The organism is Dyadobacter sp. CY347 (assembly GCF_021502655.1).
Taxonomy (GTDB): Bacteria; Bacteroidota; Bacteroidia; order Cytophagales; family Spirosomataceae; genus Dyadobacter.
Map to the genome: position 1 here is coordinate 896,943 of NZ_JAKFFT010000002.1, position 25,093 is coordinate 922,035.

Here is a 25,093-nt window from a genome sequence, read left to right on the forward strand (position 1 = left end):
AATGCGTCGATATTTATCAGATTGGAAAGGGCTGCTTTTTAACACAGCCCTTTTTCTGAATGGGTTACTGATTTTTCTTTTGATCTTCGAAAGCCGCTTTCTGGTTCCGTTCTGGATGCAGGCGGCAGGCCGGATGCACCCCTTGGTGCTGCACTTTCCCTTGGTAGTCCTCATTCTATACAGCATTTGGGTAGTGGCCATTGAAAAGCCAGAGTCGACCCGCTGGAATGGCGAGATTGCAGATACATTACTGGTTATTGGCGCCTTTACTGCGGCAATTGCTGCATTTTCCGGTTTTGTTTTGTCGCGGGAAGATGGATACGAGTCGGCCACATTGCAGTGGCACAAATGGTTAGGCGTTGCTATTTCACTGATGAGCATTGCCTGGTATGGTTTCCGGCAGCATCTGATGCCCTGGAAATTGGTTTCAAAAATGGTTGCCGGCGTGTTTTTGCTGGTCTTGTTTGTGGGAGGACATCTGGGTGGAAACTTAACCCATGGAGAGGATTTTTTAATCTCACCCCTTGGCCCCTCCGAAGACGAGCGTCCCAAAGTCACATTTGAGCAGGCAGAGGTTTTTGAGCACTTGGTAAAGCCCGTCTTGGAGCAAAAATGTCTTTCCTGCCATAATGAGGAAAAATCAAAAGGAAACCTGCAAATGCAGACGCAGGCATTGCTGGTGAAAGGAGGCAAAAGCGGGGCGCTTTGGGATACGACCAAAGCCGACCTGGGTTTGCTGATCAGCAGGCTGCATTTACCATTGGATGACAAAAAACACATGCCGCCGCGCGGCAAGGTTCAGCTTACCGAAGAAGAGGTGGTTTTGCTGGCTGCGTGGGTAAAGGCTGGATCCCGCTTTGATCAGAAGGTCAGCACATTATCAAGTCAGAATGCCATATATGCTTATGCCCAGAATACATTAGGGGGCGACCGCACCGAGGAGCAGTATGATTTCAGCGCAGCAGACCCCGACGAGGTCAAAAAACTGAATTCCACTTACCGGCTTATCAAATCGCTCTCGGCCGAATCTCCGGCATTGTATGTGAATTTTTATAACAGCGCAAATTTCAAAAGCGAGGAAATCGAAGGGTTGATGCCCTTAAAGGATCAGATTGTTTCAATGGATTTAAGTAAAATGCCATTGAAAGATGCGGATATTAAAACCCTTACACAGTTTCCCGAACTGCGCAAGCTCATCCTGAACTTCACAGACATTACCGGCGCTACGCTGGGTGAGCTGAAAAAGCTGGAAAAGCTCCGAGAACTTTCGCTGAGCGGAACAGCCGTGAAAATGACGCACGTACAGTCGCTGGAAACATTTCCTTCGTTGAAAAAAGTCTTCATTTGGAGCACCGGCCTGAATACAAACGAGCTGGCTTCATTAAGAAAAGGGCAGAAAATAGCTTTTGAAACAGGTTTTAGAAGCGACACCGTCATTTTGCCCCTATCTCCGCCCACTATTGTCAATGAAAGCCAGATTCTTGCAGCTGATGGCTTGGTTTCACTCAAACATCAGATTGCCCAGACCATTATCCGCTATACATTGGACGGCTCAGAGCCCGACAGTACGCAGTCGCTGGTTTACAAAAAGCCCATTTCGCTGGAAAAAAATACGCTTCTAAAAGCCAGGGCTTACAAAGAGGGATGGTATGGCAGCAAGACTGTCGGCAGACTGTTCTTGAAGGCGAGCATGAAAATAGACAGTGTCAGGTTAGCCAAACCGGCCGACCGGCGCTATGCAGGCAAGGCAGGGGCGACTCTCATTGATGGCGTAAAAAGTGAAGATGAACAAAACAGCGGAAAATGGCTGGGCTACAATGAAGACTTTCAGGGTTATCTGTTCTTTAAAAAGCCCGTGCAGGCAAGCCGCGTTACGCTGAGCATGCTCAGGAATCTGAACGGCTCTATTTTTCCTCCTACGCGTATAGAGGTGTGGGGAGGTGCTGATGAGGGCTCACTTAAACTGCTCAAAGTTCTTACGCCTCAGGTGCCAGCCAAAGATATTCCCGGCGTAGAAACGGTCCTATATGAAGCCGCCTTCGAGCAGCAGCAATTAAGCTGTATTAAAGTGGTTGCCAAGCATTTGCCTAAGCTGCCAGCCTGGCATTCCAACAAAGGCAATAAGGCGTGGGTATTTGTCGATGAGGTGTTTGTTAATTAAAGTAAATCAAATCTCCATGTTCAAACAGGTCGGTATCCGTTCTTTATTAAAGCTGTTTTCCTTACTGATGCTTTTTGGTTTTCACCAGACTTACGGGCAGCAAAAAACGATTTGGAAGATAGGAGAGGCTGATAATTCTGCTGCGGGTTTAGCCCTGGCGCCCGATCAGTTTAAACGATTTCTGGAAAAGGATTTTGGTTATGAAGATAATTTCTTTCTGATCGGGCAATCCAGTGCGCAAAAAGACTGGCCTTATGTGCTGCCGGGGCCGGTTAATGGCTGGGGCGGAACGGGCGGCACGTCCGGGATCAGATCGCATTTTCTGACTGTATTGTTTGACATCAAAAGCAAGCCGGCCTCAGGGAAATGGGAGCTTATGGTAGACATTTTAGAAACTGATTCGGTTTCCGCGCCTTTTTTAAAGGTGTTGATCAATGGTCAATCCTGGGGTTTTCAGCTGGCGAAAGGCTCTTCTTATAAAGATCCAGGCAAATTTCAGGCTAATGCAAAAGAACAGCTGGTTAAAATCCAGATTCCCTCGGAGCTCATCAAAACCGGAGTTAACGAAATTGTAATGACGACCCTGCAAGGCGGCTGGCTTGCGTTTGATCAGCTCAGACTTGATGGCCCTTCACAGGCAATATTAGCGCCCCCCGGGAAAGCATTGCTCAGAAATGTGCGTGCTGCCGATTATGAATTAAGTCTCGAAGGAAAGCAAATTCAGCCTTTGCTAATTGACATTACCCAGCTTGAAGGCGAGCCGTTAATCGAAGTTAAGCTCGAAGGAAAATCGATTTTGAGTCAAAAAATTGAACAAGACCGCTACATGCTTGAAGCGCCTATGCCCGCCGTTACCCAGCCCGGATCGGCAAAATTTGAAGTTTTTGCAGACAAACAGCTCATCAGTTCAGGGAAAGTCGAGCGAAGCAAGCAGAAGCTGCAAACGCCTGCAGGCTATGTCAACACAATGCTGGGCGCAGGTCACTCCCGCTGGATGATAGCCCCCGGCCCATGGATGCCATTTAGCATGGTTAAGCTGAGTCCTGATAACCAGAATAATGGCTGGCAAGCGGGATATGATCCTACTTTTGAATCCATAGGCACATTCAGTCACATTCATGAATGGACCATGACGGGTCTTGGCATTTTTCCTACCGCCGGTCCATTGGAAATTAAGATGGGTGACCAAAACAAGCCGGACGAAGGTTACCGTTCGCGCATGGATAAGCATTCGGAAGAAGCGCCTTTGGGTTACTATAAGGTCAATCTGACAGACAACAACATTACTGCCGAATTAACGGCCACAACGCGCGCGTCTTTCCAGAAATATACATACAACAGCAGCGAAACCGGCCGCATAATGGTCGACTTGCAGATCCCGACCGAGTACGGTTACAAATTAAAAAAAATCAAAGTTGACAAAGTAAGCCCAAACCGCATTGAAGGGTTTAGTGACCAACTTTCCAATGATGTATGGTCTGGCGGCATTGACCAGCAGTATAAAGTGCATTTTGTCATTGAATTCGACCAGCCTATAAAAAATCACGGCATATGGCTCAATGATCAAATCAAACAGCAGACTAACCTGCTGGCAGACAGTGCTAAAAACGCCGGGCTGTTTTTTGAATTTGATACAAAAACGAATCACGTAGTGCAGGTAAGAACCGGGATCTCTTATGTAAGCGTTGAAAATGCGGGGTTAAATCTTAAAACGGAAATTTCAGATCCATTCGGCTGGGATTTTGATAAAGTAAGAAACAACCAGGAAACGGTTTGGAATGAGCTGCTTGGCCGCGTGGCTATAAAAACCAATGATAGGCGCGAAAAAGAGCGCTTTTATACCAATATGTACCGGTCACTGGCCAGCAGGAACGCTTTCAGTGATGTGGATGGAAGTTGGCGGGATGCCGACGAGGTGGTTAACAAATTTCAAAATAAAGACGACGTGGCCCTGGGCTGCGACGCTTTCTGGAATACTTTCTGGAACCTGAACCAGTTCTGGAACCTGGTCACGCCCGAATGGTCCAACCGTTGGGTGAAGTCCCAACTGGCCATGTACGAGCGCGGCGGCTGGCTCGCAAAGGGACCCGCGGGTATGGAGTACATTCCCGTAATGGTGGCAGAGCATGAAGTTCCCCTGATCGTGGGTGCATATCAAATGGGCATCCGCGACTATGATGTCAGCAAAGCATACGAAGCGGTGCACAAAATGCAGACCACGACCGCTGAGGCTGTGGGCGGGGGACGCGCCGGCAATGAAGATCTGACAACCTATCTGAAACACCAGTATGTTCCTTATGACGAAGGCCGGTTTTCCAATTCCTTGGAATATAGTTTCGATGACTACACTGTCTCCCAGTTTGCCAAAGCATTAAACAAAAAAGAAGATTACCAGAAATTTGCCGAAAGAGGAAAATGGTGGAAGAATGTCATTGACCCTAAAACAGGCTTTGCACGCATGAAAGATGCCAAAGGCAACTGGCTGGCTGATTTTGATCCGTTTAAATCGGGCGCCAACCATCACTATGTGGAGGGAAATGCCTGGCAGCTTACATTTTTTGTGCCGCAGGATGTTGCCGGCCTTGCCAAGACAATCGGCGAAAATGAGTTTGTAAAACGGCTTGACTGGGGTTTTAATGAAAGCGTCAAATGGCGGTATAACGGCCCTAATGATCAGTATTGGGACTATCCCGTAGTCCAGGGAAATCAGCAGTCGATGCATTTTGCATTTCTTTTCAACTGGGTTAAAAAACCGTGGTTAACACAAAAATGGAGCCGCTCGGTTGTGGACCGGTATTACGGGCATGAAGTTTCAAATGCCTATCTGGGGGATGAGGACCAGGGGCAGATGAGTGCATGGTTTGTCATGAGTACGCTCGGCCTTTTTCAGACAGACGGCGGAACGCGCGTAGAGCCGATTTATGAAATCGGAAGTCCAATGTTTGAAAAATCGGTGATTGACCTGGGCGGGCAGTTTGGCCGGGGCAAAACTTTTACCATCGAAGCCAAAAATACATCCCGGAAGAATGTTTACGTTCAAAGCGCCTTGCTGAATGGCAAACCATTGACCAACTTCTGGTTTAAAGCCTCCGAGTTACTGAAAGGCGGCTCGCTGGTGTTGGAAATGGGCCCTGAGCCTAATATGAACTGGGGCACAGGCATGCTTCCGGTGGCCGATTAAGATGAGGTTGATATACCTCAATAGGCTTACGTAAATGTAACCTGCCAGAATCTGCTATAAGGAATGACCACTGTGCATTTGTCTTTGTAAGGCAATCAAAGTGCATGATGGTTATTAGTGACTATACAGCAAGCCTAAGTAGATAAAATTAGCTACAAAGCGAATCGTATAGCGTAAATTCCTTTATTATTGCAACTTCTTTATTCAAGACGCTTAACTTATGTCAAATAACGTATTCGATTTTGGAATGATCGGGCTTGGGGTAATGGGTAGGAACCTGTTGCTGAATATGGCCGATCACGGCTTCTCTGTTATCGGTTTCGATAAGGACGGGGCCAAAAACGCAGCATTGGAATCTGCTGCAACGCCTGGAACCACTGTGAAAGGGGTGGCAGAGCTTGCAGAAATGATCCAGCTTTTGCAGCGTCCGCGCAAAGTAATGATGCTTGTTCCGGCAGGTCAGCCTGTTGACGATGTGATCGCTTCTTTGCTTCCCTTGCTGGAAAAGGGTGATGTGATCATTGATGGCGGAAACTCGCATTATACCGATACTTTAAGGCGCGTGAAATACCTGCGCGAGAAAGAAATACATTTTATGGGCATCGGCGTTTCCGGTGGCGAGCAAGGTGCGCGTACAGGCCCAAGCATTATGCCCGGAGGCGATCAGCAGGCTTATGAGCATGTAAGACCTATGCTTGAAGCCATTGCCGCCAAAGTGGACGGCACGCCATGTGTTGCTTACCTGGGAAAAGAAGGCGCGGGTCATTACGTGAAAATGGTGCATAACGGCATCGAATATGCGATTATGCAGCTGATCAGCGAATCCTATGCGATCCTGAAACATGCCGGACTGACCAATGAGCAGCTTCACGAAGTATTCAAAACCTGGAATGAGGGCGATCTGCAATCGTTTCTGGTTGAAATCACAGCCGATATATTCCTGCAAAAGGACGATCAGACCGACGAACATCTTGTGGATATGATATCTGATAAAGCCGGCTCAAAAGGAACCGGTAAGTGGACTTCGCAGGATTCCATGGAATTGCCTGTTGCTGTGCCTGTTATCGATACTGCCGTGGCCATGCGAACATTGTCGGGCTACAAAGATGAGCGCATTCAGGCTGCCGAAATCTATGCGAAAGATGGTTACGGCTCTTCGGCTCCTTCCGACGAGCTGATTCAGGAGGTGCACGATGCATTGTATTTTGCAACCATTCTGAGCTACGCGCAAGGCCTGGCCATGCTCTTTCAGGCTTCGAAAGATCTGAATATGGACATTCCGCTTCCCAAGGTGGTCAGCGTGTGGAGAGGCGGCTGCATTATCCGTTCATCCTTATTGGAAATCTTCACCAATGCATATACGCAAAGCCCGGAATTATCCAACATTTTGCTGAACCAAGAGGTTGCAGCAGTCGTTAAGTCGGTAGAAGATAATACGCGTTCGCTGATCGCGTTTGCAGCCAAGGCAGGTGTGCCGGCAGCGGGGTTAATGTCGTCACTGGCATACTTTGACGCCTATAAATCCAAGCGCATGCCTACCAACCTGATCCAGGCCCAACGTGATTATTTTGGGGCGCATACTTATCAACGTATCGATATCCCCGGTACTTTTCATACAGAGTGGGGTCAACAATAAATTTGAAATTTTATGCAAACCACTAAACGTCCACCTGCCTCAGTAGTCTTTATTTTCGGAGGAAGCGGGGACCTTAATTACAGAAAACTTACTCCCGCGCTCTATAATCTGTTTCTGGATAACTGGATGCCCGAGAAGTTTGCCATAGCGGGCATTGGCCGCAGTGCTTATTCCAATGAAAAATATCATGAGCATCTATTGGACGGTGTTACCAAATTCTCGCGAAGAAAAGGAAAGCAGAATGGTCACTGGACAGAGTTTACCCAGCACGTTTCCTATCTGCAAATGGATGGCGATGATGCGGCGGCCTACCATTTGATTACGGATCTGGTCAAACAAAAAGAAGAAGAATGGGGCGTGCATCCCAATGTTATATTTTACCTGGCCGTTGCGCCGCAGCTTGTTCCTTCTATCGCCCAGAAACTGGGTGCATTAAAAATCTGCTCAGAAAAAGGCACAACCAGAATCGTTGTTGAAAAACCTTTCGGACACGATCTGGAAAGTGCGCATGAGCTTAACGAATTGCTTTCCAGCATGTTTGCTGAGGAGCAGATCTTCCGTATCGATCATTATTTAGGAAAAGAAACGGTTCAGAATATCCTTGCGCTGCGTTTTGCCAATGCGCTTTTTGAGCCCCTCTGGAACCGACATTACATTGATCACATTCAGATCACAGCTGCGGAAAGTGTTGGATTGGAGGGCAGGGGAGGCTACTTCGAGCATGCGGGTGCACTGCGTGATATGGTTCAGAACCACATTTTGCAGATCCTTTGTATGATTGCCATGGAGCCGCCTGTTTCATTTGATGCCAATGAGATCCGTAATAAAAAAGTGGATGTTTTAAATGCGATCCGTCGCATTACCAAGGAGCAGGTTCACGATTTTGCTGTCCGCGGCCAATATTCCGGCGGATGGAAAAAAGGTGAAAAAGTGGTAGGATACCGTCAGGAAGAAGGAGTTAACCCAAATTCAAACATTGATACATTCGCTGCTGCCAAGTTTTATATCGATAACTGGCGCTGGCAGGGTGTTCCTTTTTATGTGCGTACAGGCAAGTTTTTAAACCAAAAAGCAACGCACATTACCTTGCAGTTCAAGCCTGCTCCGCATTACGCTTTCCCTTCGGAAGCTGCCGAGACCTGGCGTTCCAACAGGCTGACGATCAGTATTCAGCCTAATATGGACATCAGCATTCGTTTCCAGGCAAAGCGTCCGGGCCAGACGATGACATTGGATCCTGTGGACATGACATTTGATTATGACGCAGTGGCTGGTGAACATGCTCCCGAAGCTTACGAAACATTGCTTTTGGATGTTATGGAGGGCGATGCAACGCTATTTATGCGTAATGATCAGGTGGATGCAGCCTGGAAGGTCATTATGCCGATCCTGGAAACCTGGGAGAGCAGAACACCGCAGGATTTTCCTAATTATGCACCCGATTCATGGGGTCCGGACGGTGCAGATGCGCTGCTTGCACGCGACGGTCATACGTGGATAAACCTTCCACCAGCTCCCTGACATATGGAAATTCATATTGCAAACGACACCGGACGGCTCAGCCATGATCTGGCCGCCTGGTTGAGTGATTATATTCAGAAAGTGTTGTCTAAGCAAGACCGCTTTACGTTTGTCTTGTCCGGTGGCAGCACGCCTAAGCAGCTTTATGCTTTGCTTGCCCAATCGCCTTATAAAGAGGCCATTGACTGGCAGAAAGTTCATTTTTTCTGGGGAGACGAACGCGCTGTCCCTTTTGAAGATTCGCGTAACAATGCGAAAATGTGTTACGATGAGCTGCTGAATAAAGTGCCGGTTCATGCCGACCACATTCACATCATGCGCACGGATATTGAGCCGGAAGAGTCTGCACGCGAATATGAAAAGGTCTTAAAAGAGTATTTTAAAGATTCGGAAATATCATTCGACTTTGTACTCCTGGGTATGGGCGACGATGGCCATACATTATCGCTCTTTCCCGGCACTGATGTGATTCATGAAAAAAATGCGTGGGTTAAGGCGTTTTATCTGCCTGCTCAGGAGATGTTCAGGATTACATTGACGGCCCCGATTGTTAACAATGCTGCCTGTGTTGCGTTTTTGGCCGCAGGAGCAGGAAAGGCAGAAACATTAAGACACGTTTTGAAGGGAGAATCCAATGTGGATCTTTATCCGTCCCAAATCATCAATCCTTCCAGGGGAGAGCTGCACTGGTTTGTTGATCAGGCCGCAGCTGAAATGCTCTGAGTTTTAACTTGTTATTCACTACAAAAAGACGCATCTGACCGATGCGTCTTTTTTCCTTGTATGGCTTTTTGATACGTTCAACATTGCAAAGCCGCCATTGGATAAAAATATTATGTGCCCGGATTTGTTAATGCTAAATTTATTCAAAACAAACCTCGCTGACATGAAATACTTACTTAAAATCCTGGCGGTCATCATCGTCATCACCTACGCGCTCAGACTTATCAATTCGCAATCCGACCTGCTTGTAATGGGCGGTTTAGCCATTATTGGCGCGTCTATCTACCTGCTTGTAAGGGATCTGAATCATTATTTGAACTCACTAAATTCTGAAATATAATGACGCTGGGTAGAAAAATCATAATCGGTTCTGTAAGTTTTTTTGTGGCTGTGATCGTGCTTTTTGTGCAGCCTTTCAGCTTCGAAAACATTGACGCCGGAAATGTCGGGATCCGCATTAACCTGTACGGAACTGATAAAGGTGTTGATAATATCACGTTGGTTACCGGGCGTGTTTGGTATAATAGCTGGACAACCAAGATCATTGAATTTCCGACGTTTACGCAAAGCGTCGATTATGATTCTTTTGTAATCACAACAAAGGATGCGGCCGAATTTAAGGTGGATCCAAAACTTAATTACCACATTAACCCTGAGAAAGTGCCTCAAATTTACCGCCAATACAGACGACCGTTAGGGGAAATTCAGCAGGGATTTATGAAAAACACGATCTATGATGCCTACCGGATCGTTGCTAACTCATTCAGTTCGGATAGCGTAATGTCCAACCGGGAAGCATTTGAGGACCGTGTTCAGAATGTGCTCACCAAGACTTTGGGAAAAGATGGCTTCATTTATGATCAGCTGACTTCTGCCATCACGCCGCCACCTTCGCTGCGCCAGATGATCGACGAGAAAAACACGTCTATCCAGGCCCGCTTGAAAGCTGAAAACATGGCCAAGCAGGCCGAAGCAGAAGCAAAAGTAATCATCGCACGCGCAGAAGGCCAGGCGAAGGCGACATTAATCAAAGCTCGCGCCGAGGCGGAAGCCAACCAGCTGCGTCAGAAAACCCTGACTCCACTGCTCATTCAGCAGGAATGGGTTTCGAAATGGAACGGCGTACTGCCTACCACCAATGCGGGCGGAAGCACCAGTTTAATGCTTGGGATAAAATAATCCATCTTTCCCCAGATTGAAATCTGGGGCCAGTTGATTGAACGTGCCTGACGGCACTGGACGAGCACAAGTGCCGTCAGGCACGATCAGTATCATTACCCAGAGTTTTAACCTTGGGATTATAAGAATAAAATCAAAGTTTCTTCAACAAGCTTCCCGGCACTTTGACATGCGCGCTGTCGCCGACTTGCAGATCAAGCGATTTGAAAACATTGGAGTCGACTTGAAAAGTGCTGCTATCCTGAACCGTTATTTTGCTGTTGCCAAACTCATTTTCACGATAAGTTGTCACAATGGCGCCTGAAACGAAATCTGCCCGAAGATCGCTGATCTGATTTTCCAGCATTACCATCGCGCCGCCGATCTGCTTAACAGTCAGGCTTTCCTGCTTCATGTTTTTGATTTTGCAGTTAATGGTGTTGGATTCCAACCCCTTCAAGGCCGGAACGAAAATGTAGACAGAAGGTAATGTATGCACGATTTGTTGCGGTGACTGCCCTCCTTCGGGAAAGTCTTTTTTGTAGTTGACCGTTAGTGTATCATTGATCACTTTCCAGTCCAGGAATTTGCGATCCACCACAAATTTGATCTCAAAATCCTTCCCCTGCGAGACCTCCGTTACGCCAAATCCGACTCCCTGCAATTTGACGTAATGAAATGGCTGCAAGCTGTGTTTGGTGTAACCCGAGTATGGGTCTTTTCTGTCTATTTTATCAAATTCCTTCTTTAAAACAAGGTTTGACGCCACCATCGCACTCAGAAACAGCGATAGCATGATAATGATTAATATGTTGCTTGTTTTCATGGGGTTAGGCTATTAAGTGACAGGGAAAGTGTCTGTGACAAACTGGTTATATCGCGCTTGCAATTCTTCCATATCAATGTTGAGAAGATAAAGCATTTTAAAAACCTCCGGCAGCTCAGACTCAACAAAGCGTTCTTTTTTATAAGCCAAAATACGCTCTTTCGCATCTTCACTGACCGAATAACCAATGCCTCTCTTGTTGAATATGATTTCTTTATTCTGTAAAAATTCATAGGTCCGCATGACCGTATTTGGGTTCACTTCCAGCGTGCCGCCCAAGTCCCTAACAGACGGAATGCGCTCATTTGGAGGCCATTTGCCCAGCAGAATCTGCTCGCAGATGTAATCGGCGATTTGCAGGTAAATGGATTGTTTATCTTTAAATTCCATGAAAGCGTGATTAAACTTCCTTCTCTTTAAGGCGTAAATAAGCTATATACCAGATGCTTAGAATAAACACTGTGATAAAGCCTTGAATAGCGCGGTAAATGGTTTCAGGAAAGTGGATATGAAATGTGTTCAGGCCGCGGAATACGGTGAAATTACCGTCTTTGAAATACCACATTTGCCAGCTGGCAAAAGGCAGCGTATTAAGCCTTGAAGGATAATGTGTCAGATAATTTGACATGGTGAAGTGAATGGCAAAGACAATAAAGATCGCAGCACACGTAAACGCGGCCGTTTTCACATATGAACGTTTGGAAAAATAAATGGATCCCAGAAAAACAATGCTATGCAACATGAAGTAGGCAAAGCAAAAATACACTGCCAGATCTACCGTCATATAAGGATATTTGTAACCCCACGACGGCAGCTTTGCGTTAGCAATATCGACGGTGCGGTAGTGCAACTGGAAATAAAAGACCAAAAAGAGAACAACAAAAAGAAGGTTGAAAAACATCGCGCTCAGGAATTTCTCAAAATGTGAAGCAGGCAGCATCAGGTTGCTGATCGAGCTTGGTGCTGCGGCATAATGCGTCATGGCGCTGCTTGTATAAAAAGAGGATGCAAACAGCATAACCATAAACATAGCCATATAATGCAGCGCTTCATAAGTGCCAACAGGTTTGCTGGAAGTCACGATCGGAAGCATCAATGCGAGCAACATGATGGTCAGTAGCAAGGCAATCAGCAGGTAATTTTTGCCTCTTTCAACCAGGTCCAGCTTGACTACCAGGGCAAACCGGTGAATGTTAAATGTCTGATTCATAGGATTAAGTCAGATAATAATGGGAAGAATTGATCTGGTAAGCGTTGCCAGTATCAGCAACAGCATGGATATGATGAGGCCCGTCATTGTTTGCTAAAAATTTGTTTGATCCGTTCGGGGTTACCAAGCACTGCATTGAACAAATATTCCAGGTCTACCCGGCTCTCTTCAAGTTCAGAATTTTCAAAAACGGCTTTGTAACCTTTCAGCGAGGGCTCTGAATAAAGCACACGGTTGTCATAATCAATGCTGGGAAGCGTGCCGAAGCACAGCTTTTGAGAGACTGTTTCAAGGCTGTCCTGGATCAAAATCTTGCTGTCTTCAAGGATGATGATCGAGTCAATCAGATTGTCCAGGTCGCGGACCTGGTGCGTTGAAATCAGAAACAGCCTGTTTTTGTCCAGATTCATTGAAACCAGTTTTCTAAACTGACTTTTCGAGGGAATGTCCAGACCATTCGTAGGCTCGTCCATGATCAAAACCCTGGTGTTGGCTGAGAGCGCAAATGCGATGAGAAACTTTTTCCGCTGCCCGTAAGACATGTCAGTCAGCTTATTATCGAGCGGAATGTCCATTTCTGCGATGTAACTATCAAATTGTCCGACATCAAATTTTGGATAGAACGGCGCGATCATTTCCAGGTATTTCCGGATCTTAACAGAAGGCAGGTAAATTTCTTCCGGAAGAAAAAACACATCTTGCAGAAATGCAGGGAGTCGCTTCTTAGGCTCGTAACCTACCACATTGATATTGCCCTGCTGCGGAAAAAGCAGCCCGACCATATTTCTGAGCAAACTGGATTTACCCGCGCCATTTCTGCCAAGCAATCCGTAAATGTGTCCGGCTTCCAGGTTAAGCGACAGATTTTCAAACAGCTTTTTCTTCTTACTATATCCAAAGGTTACGTGGTCTAGGCGGATCATTTTCCGAATCGTTTAGTGTTCTAGTCTAGTAGTACACTGTAAAAGTAAATATCTGAAATCAATAAGCAAGACTTTGATAAAAAAAGTTTGAATAAAATTCTAGGTAGGAATGCTAACCATTGCCCAGTAGTTTCTGGTAATCTTCCTGCGTATCAATGTCGATGCTGCCGGAAGGGAAGGGGACCGAAGTAGCGTCGGCGGCAAATTTGGTGATCAGTTTTTTGGCTCCTTCTGCTCCGGTTAGGCTTAATAGGGAATGGAAATAGTTTTTCGAGAAAAGAACAGGCGTTCCCAGCGTATTTTGATAAGCGGATGCGACAATGCATGAGCCGCGTTCTAATGATTTGTTTATCAATGCATTAAAAAGATCAGTGGTAACAAAAGGCTGGTCGCTGACGGCAAAAATCACGCCGGTGGAGTCGGGCTGCATGACGACCAGCTGCTGAACGCCTGCAACAATCGATGAGGCCATCCCAGATTCCCATGCTGGATTGTATACCGGCTGATAGGGAAGCGGATCCAGTTCCTTTTCAATTAAGGAAGCATTGGAGCCGGTAATGACAAACACACCGGTGCTTTCGGCAGCAATAGCAGCTTCGGTAACATGGCGGATCAGTGTTTTGCTTTGGTAATGAAGCAGTTGCTTGGGTTCTCCCAGGCGTGAGGAGTTGCCGGCGGCAAGGATCATGATTGCGTAACGCGCGATTTCCGCCATGTGGTTCAAGAAGCAGCAGTTTGTATTTCACAGAGAAAATTTTCCCGCGTGGATTTATGATAATCCACTTTTTGATCAGACCGGCTGTGAATGGGTTCGGGTTTTGCACGCAGGGACATTCCCGTTCTTCCATTGAGCACAGCCTTAATTTCAGCAAGAACCGACAATGCTATCTCCTCAGAAGTTTCAGCGCCAACATCTAATCCTACCGGGCCGAATATTTTAGTTTTTTGCTGCTCCGTAACCTCAATTCCTTCCTTTTGAAGATCGCCGAACATTCTGTCCAGCTTCTTTTTTGGGCCTAACGCGCCAATGTAAATGCATTCTTCAACGTTGATCAGCTCTTTCAGCAGGGCCAGATCATAATTATAATTGTGGGTCATCAGCACAAAAAACGTCTGCGTATCGGTTTCAATCTGCGACAAAACCTCCGAGGCTTTTGCTACGATGACTTGATTGGCTTGGGGAAAGCGCTGCTTGGTAGCATGACCATTCCGGCCATCGACAACAGTCACATTCCAGCCTAAAATATGGGCCATCTCGGAAAGCGGGATTGTATCATTTCCAGCGCCGGCAATGATGAGCGCAGGGGCCGGACGCAGATATTCAACGAAACCAGTCAGTTTTTGACCATTGCTATCAAATTCTTTGAAAAACGATTCCTGCCGCTTTTTTACCAGTTCAGCCTCGGGAAGCAACTGCTTCAAAAGAGCAGGGTCAGAAATGTTATTTACAGTTGCTTGATCCTTTTCCAGATCAAGAAAGCAGGTTCCTGGCTGGATGGCTGTCCGTGAATTCAGTGAAAACAGCGTGATAACCACAGCATTCTGCCGTTTTTCCAGCGCTTTTTTGAGCAGCACGATCGGATTAGCAGCGTCACTGTGGATAATAGGCTCGAAAAGGATATGAACAATGCCATTGCAGCCCAGCTGAACGCCTAATGTTGTGTCGTTGTCGTCTGTGGTGTCGTAGGTTACCAGTTTATTTTTTTGTTGGGAGATCGCCAGTAGCGCCTTTCTTAATGCATCTCCTTCCAGGCATCCCCCACTGATGGCGCCTGTTAGCTGACCATCATCAGTAACAAGCATTCGCGCGCCTGGACGGCGGTAAGAGGAGCCTTCTACATGTACAACAGTTGCCAGCGCCGTTTTCTTGCCAGCTGTAACCGCTGATTCATAAGAGCTTATGATGTCCGTAATTTCTTTCACCCCCTGTGTTCTTTTACTATTTTAGAAATTACCGCAACAGCATGATCTACTTGCTGTTGTGTAGAAAACCTCCCGAAGCTGAACCGGAAAGTGTTATGGATCAATTCATTAGAAAGCCCCATTGCCTTTAATACATAGCTTGGTTCCAATGTTGCTGACGTGCAGGCCGAGCTTCTGGAAAATGCGATGTCGCTCCCGGCCTCAAAGATCATTTTTTCACCGTCAATATCCCGAAATGAAATGTTGGTCGCGTGGGGCAGGCGAGGCGTCTTTCCCGCATTGATTTCTATATGTTGCAATTCGAGTAGCTGCCTTTCAAAATGGTCGCGCAGTGCACTTAGCTGCTGGCTTTCCGACGACATTTTCTCCAAGCAAATCTCACAAGCCTTCCCAAAAGCCACGACACCCGGAACGTTCAGCGTGCCGCTGCGCATATTGCGCTCGTGACCGCCACCGTCGATCTGCGCCGTGAGCGTGACTGCCGGATTCTTTTTTCTCACGTAAAGTGCGCCGACGCCTTTGGGTCCGTACAATTTGTGCGCGCTGAAAGCGAGCAAATCAATGCCGTCTTCCTGCACATCCACGGGGATCTTGCCCACTGCCTGCGTAGCATCTGTAAAAAACAAAATGCCGTGCGCCTTTGCAATAGCGCTGATTTCCCGTACAGGCTGAATCACCCCCGTTTCATTATTGGCATACATGACAGCGATCAGCACCGTTTCCGCTGTAATTGCCTTTTGCAGATCATCCAAATCAATCAGTCCATTGGGCTGAATGTCCAGATAAGTAACAGATCCGCCTTTATTTTCAATGTTCTTGCAGGTGTCCAAAACGGCTTTGTGCTCGCTTATGACGGTGATAATGTGGCCCTTTTTACCAGCATTATTTTCCCAAACGCCCTTTATAGCCAGATTAGCGGCCTCTGTTGCCCCGGACGTAAAAACGATTTCCTGCGGATTGGCGCCGATCAGGCTGGCTATATTTTCGCGGGCAATGTCTACGGCCTCCTCTGCTTCCCAGCCATAAGAATGCGTGCGGCTGGCTGCATTGCCAAATTTCTCTGAAAAATACGGAAGCATTTCCTCCAAAACCCTTGGGTCCATTGGAGTGGTTGCATTATTATCCAGGTAAACAGGCAATTTTAAGTTCATGGCAACAGAAGTGAATCTTTATTGGAGAAAACAAAAACCTTGTTTATAGTTCAAATTAAACAAAAAGCATCTCAATCTCAGAAACAGTTTTTGAAACTTATTATTTAATTTTGCGTTAACTCTATAACATTAGTAGATTATATTATCCACTTAAATCATTATATATTATGTCACTTCGACTAGGAGATATTGCCCCTGACTTTGAGGCAAACACCACACAAGGCCCGATCAAGTTTCATGAATGGTTGGGGGACAGCTGGGGATTGCTGTTTTCTCACCCTGCTGACTTTACGCCGGTTTGCACAACTGAACTCGGCAAAACGGCTCTTTTGAAAGGTGAATTTGAAAAACGTAATGTGAAAGTGCTTGCAGTGAGCGTTGACGACATTGATTCGCACAATCGCTGGATCCCGGATATCAATGAGATTAACAACACAGAGGTTAATTTCCCGATCATTGCCGACGAAGGCCGTAAAGTTGCTGAACTTTACGATATGATCCACCCGAATGCAAGTGAGAAATCAACCGTTAGATCTGTCTTTATTGTAGGACCAGACAAGAAAATAAAACTGACATTGACTTACCCTGCTTCTACAGGCCGTAATTTCAACGAAATTCTGCGCGTTGTCGATTCACTCCAATTGACTGCGAATTACAGCGTTGCAACGCCTGCGGACTGGAAAGATGGCGATGATGTGATCGTTGTGCCAGCCGTTAGCACGGAGGATGCCCAGAAGAAATTTACCAAAGGTCTTAATATTGTGAAGCCTTATCTGCGTTACACGCCACAGCCAAACAAATAAGAGGATTTACCATAAAAAAACGAGGATGTCTGTTTCAGGCATCCTCGTTTTTTTATTATATAGAAATCAACTTTCGTTTTCGCTTTCCAGCACCTCTTCGGGCTTGATCATTTCTTCTCCGTAGTAGGTCATGTGCCTTGCTCCCTGGTAATAGAACCAGATCGATGCGCCCATGCTGATGTGACTGATGTCGTTATAATTAAACCAAGGGCCAAAACTAAATTTAAGCGCATGCAATCCGGCCGAAACAGCGCCTAATGCTGTGGCAATGAAGATATTGACGCTTCCCGGGTCCTTCCGTTTTTTGTAAACATAAATTTCTATTAAAAACAGCATCAGGAACAGCCCATAAAAGGCATGAATCTCCACCACGACGAAGTTGAGCGTGATAAAAGTCAGTGCGAAAAATATAGCCAGCTCCACATAATTCAGCCAGCCAAGGATTAACCCGCTACGCTTTTGCAACAATGGTTTTATATGCCAGATCGCTGCACGTTCAAAAAGCGCTACGGCGATCATGCTGGCAAACCAGCCGGGGATTTTTCCAGGTTGACCCGTCAGATACAGGAATCCATGCCCCAGGACACCGCCGATTGCTGTGGCTATTCCCATGAAAAGGAAAAAAAACTGGATTTGTCTATACATGATATGGGCCCTTCTCAATTTACCAAGATGGATAAATGCGTAGATGCAGATCACAGTCATCATCAGACTTGAGATCACAGTGGAAGGTTCTAAAATGGTTACTCCAAAAACCTGAATCTGGTGAACCTTACTGAAATCAATGGCAACTTCATTCATGAACGGATGAGTGTTTTAAAAAATCAATCTAACAAAATTATACCACGATTCTGAAATGATCCCACATTTCCCGCTTAATCTCTTATTATTAGTTATATTGACGATATATTTGTGGTGTATGAAACGTTATAATACGGAGGAGTTTTAGCATTATTTTAATGCTGGATACGGATCGCGGGATTTACAATTTTAATTGCTATTTCATGAAATGGTCTTTTGTAATTCAACAAAAACTGAAAGCAGCAATGCTTCTTGGAGGGATTATGGTGCTGATTATATTGGCTACATTACTGTCCAGACGCAATATGGAGGGCATTGACAAGTCCTTTTCGTCCATTTATCAGGACAGGCTGATCCCGGCAACAACGATCATTTATTTAACCGAAAACCTTTACGGAAAGCGGCTTACTTTGGAAGAGTATTTGTTGGCAAACGGTGCAGGGGATAAAAGTGAGATCCGCTTCCAATTAAGCGCCCATAACCGGAACATTGACTCGCTGATCAGAGCTTTTGAACAAACATACCTTGTCGACGAAGAAGCAAAGAGCCTGACGGCTTTCAAAAACGAAGTGCTCAGATATACTGCGCTTGAAAAGTCGATATTAAAATTATGTAATGCAGGCGCGCAGGAGGAGGGCAAGAAACTTTTTGCGGGCGCAGGCGCAAATACATTTAAAAACACCATCGCCAACCTCAACGAGCTGACCAACATTCAATCAAGCATTGGAAAGGATTTAATGAAGGAATCAAAAAGTGACATTGCCAGCTTCGGCATTATTTCGTTTCTGCAAATTGCGCTGGCCGTTGTGATCGGGCTTATGCTGCTGGTGCTGATCCAGAATTCATCCATTGTCAATAAACCCAAAATTTCGGGGCAGAAAAACCAGTCTTTTCATCTCAATTAAAGATGCCTGTAAACGAAGAAAGGTCAGGATATCCTGACCTTTCTTCGTTTACGTAATAGCTGTTACTGACCAACCTTGCGGCCTTTCAGCGTTTCTCTTGAATTTTTAACCTGCTTCAAAAGATCTTTCTTTACAAATAAGCGGGCACCATTTCCGCCTTGCAGATCAAATGTTCTTTCCTTGTAATCAAACTTATTGTTAGGCAGCACATCCAGGAAATAATTCTGGCCGCTCAGATTGAACTTCATGCCTTTGGTATCCTGTTGGGTATCATCCCAGGAAACGAATATCACACCATTGTCAGAGCTCAAAGCCACACCCGGCGTAAACGGGAGCACGTTAATGGTCTGAATGCTTTTACCATTGCTCATGGTAATCTGTCCTTCGGGATTTACTTTAATGTCATTGGGATCCGAAACTTCCCTGCGAATGTTGATGGCCTTGTCGTTGAAGAACTGAACCTTGGCTATCTCGATGTTTGCTGATTCCAGGTCCCGGCGAAGATCTTCCGTAAACACAGTATAGTTAGAGAGAGGAACGGAATTCATTGTGGTGCAGGCTGACACTGCGCTCAATAAGAATACGCCTGCGAAGAGTTTTTTAATAAGATTCATGTTACTAATTGGTGTTCTGAATGAACTGTTTGAATGATTTTAGTTGAGTTGGTTACCGTTCGCAATATTAACAAAAAAGCTAGTCAGTTACCAACCGATCGATATATGCAGTCGATTTCAGCATTCCTGACAATGTGTCAGTCGAGCTGCATTTGAATTGTATTTGGAACGCATATTTGGATTCGGTATTGCAGATCAGAAAAAACAATTTCTTCAATATTATAAACAAAAACGGCATAATTATGGAATCAGTGATTCAGGAAAAAGGAAACCTAAGCATTCATACCGAGAACATATTTCCGATCATTAAAAAATTCCTTTATTCGGACCACGAAATCTTTTTACGTGAATTAGTATCCAACGCAGTTGACGCTTCCCAGAAAATCAAAAAACTTGCCTCATATGGTGAGTTTAACGGTGAACTAGGCGACCTGAAAGTGGTTGTGAAGCTTGATAAGGAAGCCAAAACCATTACGATTAGCGACAATGGAATTGGTATGACTGCTGATGAGATCAAAAAATATATCAACCAGATCGCATTTTCCGGCGCTACTGAATTTGTTGAGAAATACAAAGACAAAGGTGAGGATGGAAAAGGTGACAAAGGCATTATCGGCCATTTTGGTCTTGGTTTCTACTCTGCTTATATGGTTGCAGAGAATGTGGAGATCATTACAAAATCCTACAAAGAAGGTTCTGAAGCAGTTCGCTGGGAATGTGATGGTTCTACGGAATTCGAACTTGGGCCAGCTGAAAAGGCAGAGCGCGGTTCGGACATTATCCTGCACATTGCAGCTGATTCTGAGGAATTCCTGGATGAGCACCGTTTGCGCGGCATTCTTGAAAAATATGGCAAGTTCCTTCCGATCGAGATTGAATTTGAGGAAAAGGTCATTAACAATCCAAATCCGATCTGGACAAAAAATCCGGCTGACCTGAAAGACGAGGATTACCTGGCTTTCTACAAAGAGCTTTATCCGTTCAGCGAAGATCCGCTTTTCTGGATCCATTTGAATGTGGATTATCCATTTAATTTGACAGGAGTGCTTTATTTCCCGAAACTGAAAAACGATTTTCAGGGACAGCGCGAAAAAATCCAGCTTTACAGCCGCCAGGTATTTATCACCGATGAAGTAAAAGACATCGTTCCGGACTTCCTTCAACTGTTGCATGGTGTGATCGATTCGCCCGACATTCCTTTGAACGTTTCAAGAAGTTACCTGCAAGCCGATGGTAATGTGAAGAAAATCAATGGCTATATCACGCGTAAAGTGGCAGATAAGCTTTCCGAGATCTTTAAAAACGACCGCGAGGGTTTTGAGAAAAAATTTGATGATATCGGTCTTTTTGTAAAATACGGAATCATCAGCGATGATAAATTCTATGAAAAAGCGAAGGATTTCTGTTTATTAAAAAATACGGAAGGCAAGTTCTTCACTTTCGAAGAATATCGCGAGCACGTAAAAGGCAACCAGACCGACAAGAACGACACACAGGTTTGGCTTTACACCACTGACGAGAAAAAACAGGATGCATTTATCCAGTCGGCCAAAAAACGCAGCTATGACGTGCTGACATTCTCCACGATCATTGATTCACACTTTATCAACGCCCTGGAACAAAAGCTTGAAAAAGTGAATGTGAAACGCGTCGATGCCGATACGCTTGACAAACTGGTTGAAAAGGATGTGACATTAGAAAGCATTCTTTCCAGCGATGACCAGGATAAGGTGAAGAAGATCTTTGAAGAAGTAGCGGGAAGTAAAAGCGCGCATGTTCAGGTAGAGGCGATGCCGGTGGATGAATTGCCGGTGGTGATCACATTCCCTGAGTTTATGCGTCGTATGACGGATATGCAGGCGACTTCCGGACAGCGTTCCATGTTTGGCGATATGCCGTTGATGTACACGGTTTCATTGAACTCTAACCACCCGGTGATCAGCCGCGTGCTGCAAAGTGAAAATGAAGAAGCGCAAAAATCGCTGGCAAAACAGGTTTTTGATCTTGCATTGCTTTCACAAGGATTACTGTCAGGAAGTGATCTGACGCAGTTTATCCAGAGAACCGTTGCGACATTGTAAGATGTAATATAGACTTATCAAGTTCTTCAAGACTTGGTAAGTCTTCGTTCTACATATAAAAAAGCCCGCTGCTGAATTTCAGTAGCGGGCTTTTTTGTATATGAGTAAATCAGGATTCTTTACCTGACAGGATCAATCTTTTGAGCTGTTCCAATTCATCCCATTTCTGGTCTTTGGCCAGTAATGCTTGTTTTGGCCAGGATGTAGGATTCTGGATCTGAAACCTGGGCCCGGCTTTTTTCAAAACGGCTGCCAGCCTGATAATGGAAGTGTCGGCGAGCTGTTCAATGCTATGAATGCCTTCCCGATTAAGCAATTCCTCAATCTTGGGTCCGATTCCTTCTATGATCTTTAAATCTTCCATGAGCCGGGTTGCTTAGCGGTTCATCGAGATCAGGAATTCCTCGTTGCTTCTGGTGCCTTTCATATGTTCGAGCAGGAAGTCCATGGATTCCATTGCATTCATGTCTGACATATGTTTTCTCAGGATCCACACTTTTTTCAATGTTTCCTTATCCAAAAGCAAATCCTCGCGGCGCGTACCCGATGCCATAACGTCGATAGCCGGGAATACACGTTTGTTGGAAAGCTTGCGATCCAGTTGCAATTCCATGTTACCCGTTCCTTTGAACTCTTCAAAGATAACTTCGTCCATTTTAGAACCCGTATCGATCAGTGCAGTTGCAATAATGGTCAGCGATCCGCCGTGTTCAACATTCCTTGCCGCTCCGAAGAATCTTTTTGGCTTATGTAATGCATTGGCATCCACACCACCTGAAAGGATCTTACCGGATGAAGGAACAACGGTGTTATAAGCACGGGCAAGACGTGTGATAGAATCCAGCAGAATCACGACATCATGGCCGCATTCAACCATTCTTTTGGCTTTTTCCAAAACAATGCTGGCCACTTTTACGTGACGATCCGCCTGCTCATCAAATGTGGAAGCAATCACTTCCGCTCTAACGCTGCGCTGCATGTCAGTAACCTCTTCCGGACGTTCATCGATCAGAAGGATCAGAAGGAACACCTCCGGGTGGTTACGCGTAATTGCGTTTGCGATTTCTTTTAGTAAAACAGTTTTACCCGTTTTTGGCTGCGCAACGATCATTCCACGTTGTCCTTTTCCGATCGGTGCAAAAAGATCCAGGATCCTGGTAGAATATTGATCCGGGCGGGAGCTCAGCTTTAAGCATTCATCCGGGAAAAGAGGTGTAAGATATTCAAAAGGAATACGGTCCCTGATTTCTTCGGTTGTTTTACCATTAACTGTCTCGACGCGGAGCAAAGCAAAATATTTTTCCCCCTCTTTCGGTGGGCGAATCTGTCCCCTTACCGTATCACCGGTTTTCAGGCCAAAAAGTTTAATCTGAGAAGGCGATACATATATATCATCCGGGCTGGCCAGGTAATTATAGTCTGCCGAGCGGAGGAATCCGTAGCCGCCATCCTGCATAATTTCAAGCACACCCTCATTAACAATCAGTCCGTCAAACTCCCTTACGTAGTTGTTGTAGTTGCGTTTGATTTTAGACGATGGATCGTCGCGGTGGGCAGGCTGCTGCGGTTGTTGCGGCTGGCGTTCGCTAGAATCGTTGGGCTGATTCTGCTGATTTGGCTGGCGGTTTTGTCTTTCTTCTTTTGCGGCAGGTGTATTTTCTTCAGGGCTGGTTTCTGTTTTTTCCTGAACCGCTTCTTCGGTTGCAGGCGCAGCAGCTTCCGGCTGGTTGATTACTTCTTCCTTGCCCAGATCATTTAATGTATCATTATCAGAGTCGGATTCTTCACGAATGTCCAGATTATTAGGTCTTTCATTATTATCAGCAAGCTGATTTCTCAGGGAAGTATCAAATAGGGGAGCAGGTGAAGGCGACGCATTGTCTTTTTTCATCCTTGCCGACCTGTTGTTTGCCGGCTTCATGTTATCGGCAGGAGCATCAGATGGTCTTCGCGCTCTTTTTTTCTTGGGCTCATCAGAATCGTAACCGTCTGATTCCAAGGCAGGTTGTGCTGTCGGCGCAGCCTGAGCTATATTGGTAACAGTTTCAGCAGCTGCGGGAGCTTCTGTAACAGTTCCAGGTTCCTGTTTAAGCAGGATTCTGTTTATAAGTTCTTTTTTTGGGAGTTTAGCGTAATCTGCAACACCAAGGTTGCTAGCTATTTCTTTAAGCTCTGATAAAAGCTTAATGTTCAATTCATCAATTGTAGGCATACAGACAAGGGAAAGTAAAGTAGCACTTTACCGAATGGATATTAAGGTTTTGAATTTTTTTGGACAAAAGCCGAGAAGCATATCTCGTAGTGACGTGATGGTCATTAATATTAAAAATATCTTCTGTATAAGCCTGGGTGACGACTTTACAAATTGAAAAACTTGATTAATATACTCTGAAAGTTAACAATTGAGTAAAGGAAGTAAAGACAGTAAATCGTCAAGATTTTTAAAACCTCGATAACGTTGAGAGTTACCGTGAGATGGAATTTGGATTTAAAAGTCGATACTGGACTTATAGCGACGAAGGTAAAAAATTTATTCTTTACATCAAAATAAAAACCCGTTGAATGCAAGAAAATAAATGATTCTCCTTTTTTCTTTTTCGGGCTTTGCGTTTAAGTGCTGATAATGAATGCGGAAATCCCAAAGCGAACCTTTTTATAAGCACTAGTTTTTGTGGGCCAAATGTGGGACTTTTGCAAAATTATGAATATTGTCATTGATTCTGGGAACACGTATTCGAAAGTCGGATGGTTTGAAGGTGATAAACTGATACGCTATACGACGCGCCTTACTTTTGGCGAATTAATCGAAGCTGTGCTGGCCCAGGTTCCGGAATATATCTTATATTCATCTGTAAGCTTTACGGCATCCGATTTTGAAAAGGCCCTTGGAAAGCCGCTGAAAATATTTGATTTAACGCCCGACACACCACTGCCCATCACCAAAAACTATGACACGCCGCAAACGCTGGGAGCCGACCGGATTGCCGCTTCCGCAGGCGCCAATTTTCTTTATCCCAAAGAAGACCTGGTTGTCATTGACATGGGCACCTGCATTACTTACGATCTGATTGATAAAAACGCGGTGTTTCAGGGAGGCATGATTTCGCCGGGCGTGAAAATGCGATTTAATGCCATGCATTCGTTTACTAAGCGACTTCCGCTGGTCGAACCCGAAACAGATCCGGAATTAATAGGGAAAAGCACACGCAGCGCCATGCAAAGTGGTGTAATGAATGGGGTTCTTGCAGAAATGCAAGGAATTATTGAAAGGTATCGACACAAATCGCCGGATTTGCGCGTACTATTATGTGGAGGTGATGCTGCTTTTTTTGAAAGTAGCCTGAAACCACCCATCTTTGCGGTGCCGGAATTGGTTTTAATAGGATTGAACAGAATTTTAACATATAATGTCTCGTTACAGTAGATTCAGAATACTCACATTTGCAATTGCACTCATTTGGAATTGTACATACCTC

At 45.4% G+C, this 25,093-nt stretch carries 22 protein-coding genes; 11 read left to right on the plus strand and 11 right to left on the minus strand.

Features of this window, described 5'->3' with window-relative positions; genetic code table 11:
* Position 1: 1 nt before the first annotated feature.
* From L0659_RS04490 to L0659_RS04520, 7 genes are all read left to right on the plus strand, one after another.
* On the plus strand, positions 2–2,161 hold the full coding sequence (locus L0659_RS04490) for an FN3 associated domain-containing protein (protein ID WP_235124468.1): 2,160 nt from the start codon (positions 2–4) through the stop codon (positions 2,159–2,161).
* 16 nt (positions 2,162–2,177) lie between these two features.
* Positions 2,178–5,342: a GH92 family glycosyl hydrolase gene (locus L0659_RS04495; protein ID WP_235124469.1), complete on the plus strand. Its 3,165-nt coding sequence runs from the start codon at positions 2,178–2,180 to the stop codon at positions 5,340–5,342.
* 220 nt (positions 5,343–5,562) lie between these two features.
* The gene (gene gndA, locus L0659_RS04500) at positions 5,563–6,978 is read left to right on the plus strand and encodes an NADP-dependent phosphogluconate dehydrogenase (protein WP_235124470.1); all 1,416 of its coding nucleotides are present in this window, start codon (positions 5,563–5,565) and stop codon (positions 6,976–6,978) included.
* A gap of 12 nt (positions 6,979–6,990) precedes the next feature.
* Positions 6,991–8,499: a glucose-6-phosphate dehydrogenase gene (zwf, locus tag L0659_RS04505; protein WP_235124471.1), complete on the plus strand. Its 1,509-nt coding sequence runs from the start codon at positions 6,991–6,993 to the stop codon at positions 8,497–8,499.
* Between the two features lie 3 nt (positions 8,500–8,502).
* A complete protein-coding gene (gene pgl, locus L0659_RS04510) occupies positions 8,503–9,222 on the plus strand; it encodes a 6-phosphogluconolactonase (protein ID WP_235124472.1) in 720 nt (239 codons plus the stop codon).
* 163 nt (positions 9,223–9,385) lie between these two features.
* Positions 9,386–9,562, plus strand: a complete 177-nt coding sequence (locus L0659_RS04515) for a hypothetical protein (RefSeq protein WP_235124473.1) — start codon at positions 9,386–9,388, stop codon at positions 9,560–9,562.
* Positions 9,562–10,401, plus strand: coding sequence for an SPFH domain-containing protein (locus tag L0659_RS04520; RefSeq protein ID WP_235124474.1), 840 nt, complete (start codon positions 9,562–9,564; stop codon positions 10,399–10,401). Before L0659_RS04515 ends, L0659_RS04520 begins: the two co-directional genes overlap by 1 nt.
* A gap of 133 nt (positions 10,402–10,534) precedes the next feature.
* Here L0659_RS04520 and L0659_RS04525 read toward each other — a convergent pair whose 3' ends face one another.
* The 7 genes from L0659_RS04525 to L0659_RS04555 form a co-directional block, all read right to left on the minus strand.
* The gene (locus L0659_RS04525; protein WP_235124475.1) at positions 10,535–11,206 is read right to left on the minus strand and encodes a hypothetical protein; all 672 of its coding nucleotides are present in this window, start codon (positions 11,204–11,206) and stop codon (positions 10,535–10,537) included.
* A 12-nt stretch (positions 11,207–11,218) separates the two neighbouring features.
* Positions 11,219–11,596: a GntR family transcriptional regulator gene (locus L0659_RS04530; RefSeq protein ID WP_235124476.1), complete on the minus strand. Its 378-nt coding sequence runs from the start codon at positions 11,594–11,596 to the stop codon at positions 11,219–11,221.
* A 10-nt stretch (positions 11,597–11,606) separates the two neighbouring features.
* Positions 11,607–12,416, minus strand: coding sequence for a hypothetical protein (locus tag L0659_RS04535; RefSeq protein ID WP_235124478.1), 810 nt, complete (start codon positions 12,414–12,416; stop codon positions 11,607–11,609).
* A gap of 83 nt (positions 12,417–12,499) precedes the next feature.
* Positions 12,500–13,339 (minus strand): ATP-binding cassette domain-containing protein, encoded by an 840-nt coding sequence (locus tag L0659_RS04540; RefSeq protein ID WP_235124479.1) that lies wholly within the window; start codon positions 13,337–13,339, stop codon positions 12,500–12,502.
* A 112-nt stretch (positions 13,340–13,451) separates the two neighbouring features.
* On the minus strand, positions 13,452–14,054 hold the full coding sequence (locus L0659_RS04545) for an NTP transferase domain-containing protein (protein ID WP_235124481.1): 603 nt from the start codon (positions 14,052–14,054) through the stop codon (positions 13,452–13,454).
* A 5-nt stretch (positions 14,055–14,059) separates the two neighbouring features.
* Positions 14,060–15,262 (minus strand): XdhC family protein, encoded by a 1,203-nt coding sequence (locus L0659_RS26395; RefSeq protein WP_235124482.1) that lies wholly within the window; start codon positions 15,260–15,262, stop codon positions 14,060–14,062.
* On the minus strand, positions 15,259–16,413 hold the full coding sequence (locus L0659_RS04555; protein WP_235124483.1) for a cysteine desulfurase family protein: 1,155 nt from the start codon (positions 16,411–16,413) through the stop codon (positions 15,259–15,261). Before L0659_RS04555 ends, L0659_RS26395 begins: the two co-directional genes overlap by 4 nt.
* Positions 16,414–16,580: 167 nt before the next feature.
* Between L0659_RS04555 and L0659_RS04560 the strand changes: the two genes are divergently transcribed.
* Entirely contained in the window at positions 16,581–17,216 is a 636-nt protein-coding gene (locus L0659_RS04560) for a peroxiredoxin (protein WP_235124484.1), read from the plus strand.
* A gap of 66 nt (positions 17,217–17,282) precedes the next feature.
* Here the strand turns inward: L0659_RS04560 and L0659_RS04565 are convergent, their stop codons facing one another.
* Positions 17,283–18,017 (minus strand): DUF6962 family protein, encoded by a 735-nt coding sequence (locus L0659_RS04565; protein ID WP_235124485.1) that lies wholly within the window; start codon positions 18,015–18,017, stop codon positions 17,283–17,285.
* Positions 18,018–18,220: 203 nt separating this feature from the next.
* Here L0659_RS04565 and L0659_RS04570 point away from each other — a divergent pair, with 203 nt between their 5' ends.
* Positions 18,221–18,922 (plus strand): MCP four helix bundle domain-containing protein, encoded by a 702-nt coding sequence (locus tag L0659_RS04570; protein WP_235124486.1) that lies wholly within the window; start codon positions 18,221–18,223, stop codon positions 18,920–18,922.
* Between the two features lie 62 nt (positions 18,923–18,984).
* Here the strand turns inward: L0659_RS04570 and L0659_RS04575 are convergent, their stop codons facing one another.
* On the minus strand, positions 18,985–19,536 hold the full coding sequence (locus L0659_RS04575; protein WP_235124487.1) for a hypothetical protein: 552 nt from the start codon (positions 19,534–19,536) through the stop codon (positions 18,985–18,987).
* A 242-nt stretch (positions 19,537–19,778) separates the two neighbouring features.
* Here L0659_RS04575 and htpG point away from each other — a divergent pair, with 242 nt between their 5' ends.
* Positions 19,779–21,617 (plus strand): molecular chaperone HtpG, encoded by a 1,839-nt coding sequence (htpG, locus tag L0659_RS04580; protein WP_235124489.1) that lies wholly within the window; start codon positions 19,779–19,781, stop codon positions 21,615–21,617.
* Positions 21,618–21,726: 109 nt separating this feature from the next.
* Here htpG and L0659_RS04585 read toward each other — a convergent pair whose 3' ends face one another.
* Together L0659_RS04585 and rho are read right to left on the minus strand one after the other, a co-directional pair.
* Positions 21,727–21,981 (minus strand): hypothetical protein, encoded by a 255-nt coding sequence (locus tag L0659_RS04585; protein ID WP_235124490.1) that lies wholly within the window; start codon positions 21,979–21,981, stop codon positions 21,727–21,729.
* A gap of 12 nt (positions 21,982–21,993) precedes the next feature.
* A complete protein-coding gene (gene rho, locus L0659_RS04590; RefSeq protein ID WP_235124491.1) occupies positions 21,994–23,829 on the minus strand; it encodes a transcription termination factor Rho in 1,836 nt (611 codons plus the stop codon).
* Positions 23,830–24,318: 489 nt separating this feature from the next.
* On the opposite strand from rho, the gene L0659_RS04595 reads away from it, so the two are divergent.
* Positions 24,319–25,041, plus strand: a complete 723-nt coding sequence (locus L0659_RS04595) for a type III pantothenate kinase (protein ID WP_235124492.1) — start codon at positions 24,319–24,321, stop codon at positions 25,039–25,041.
* Positions 25,042–25,093: the final 52 nt, after the last annotated feature.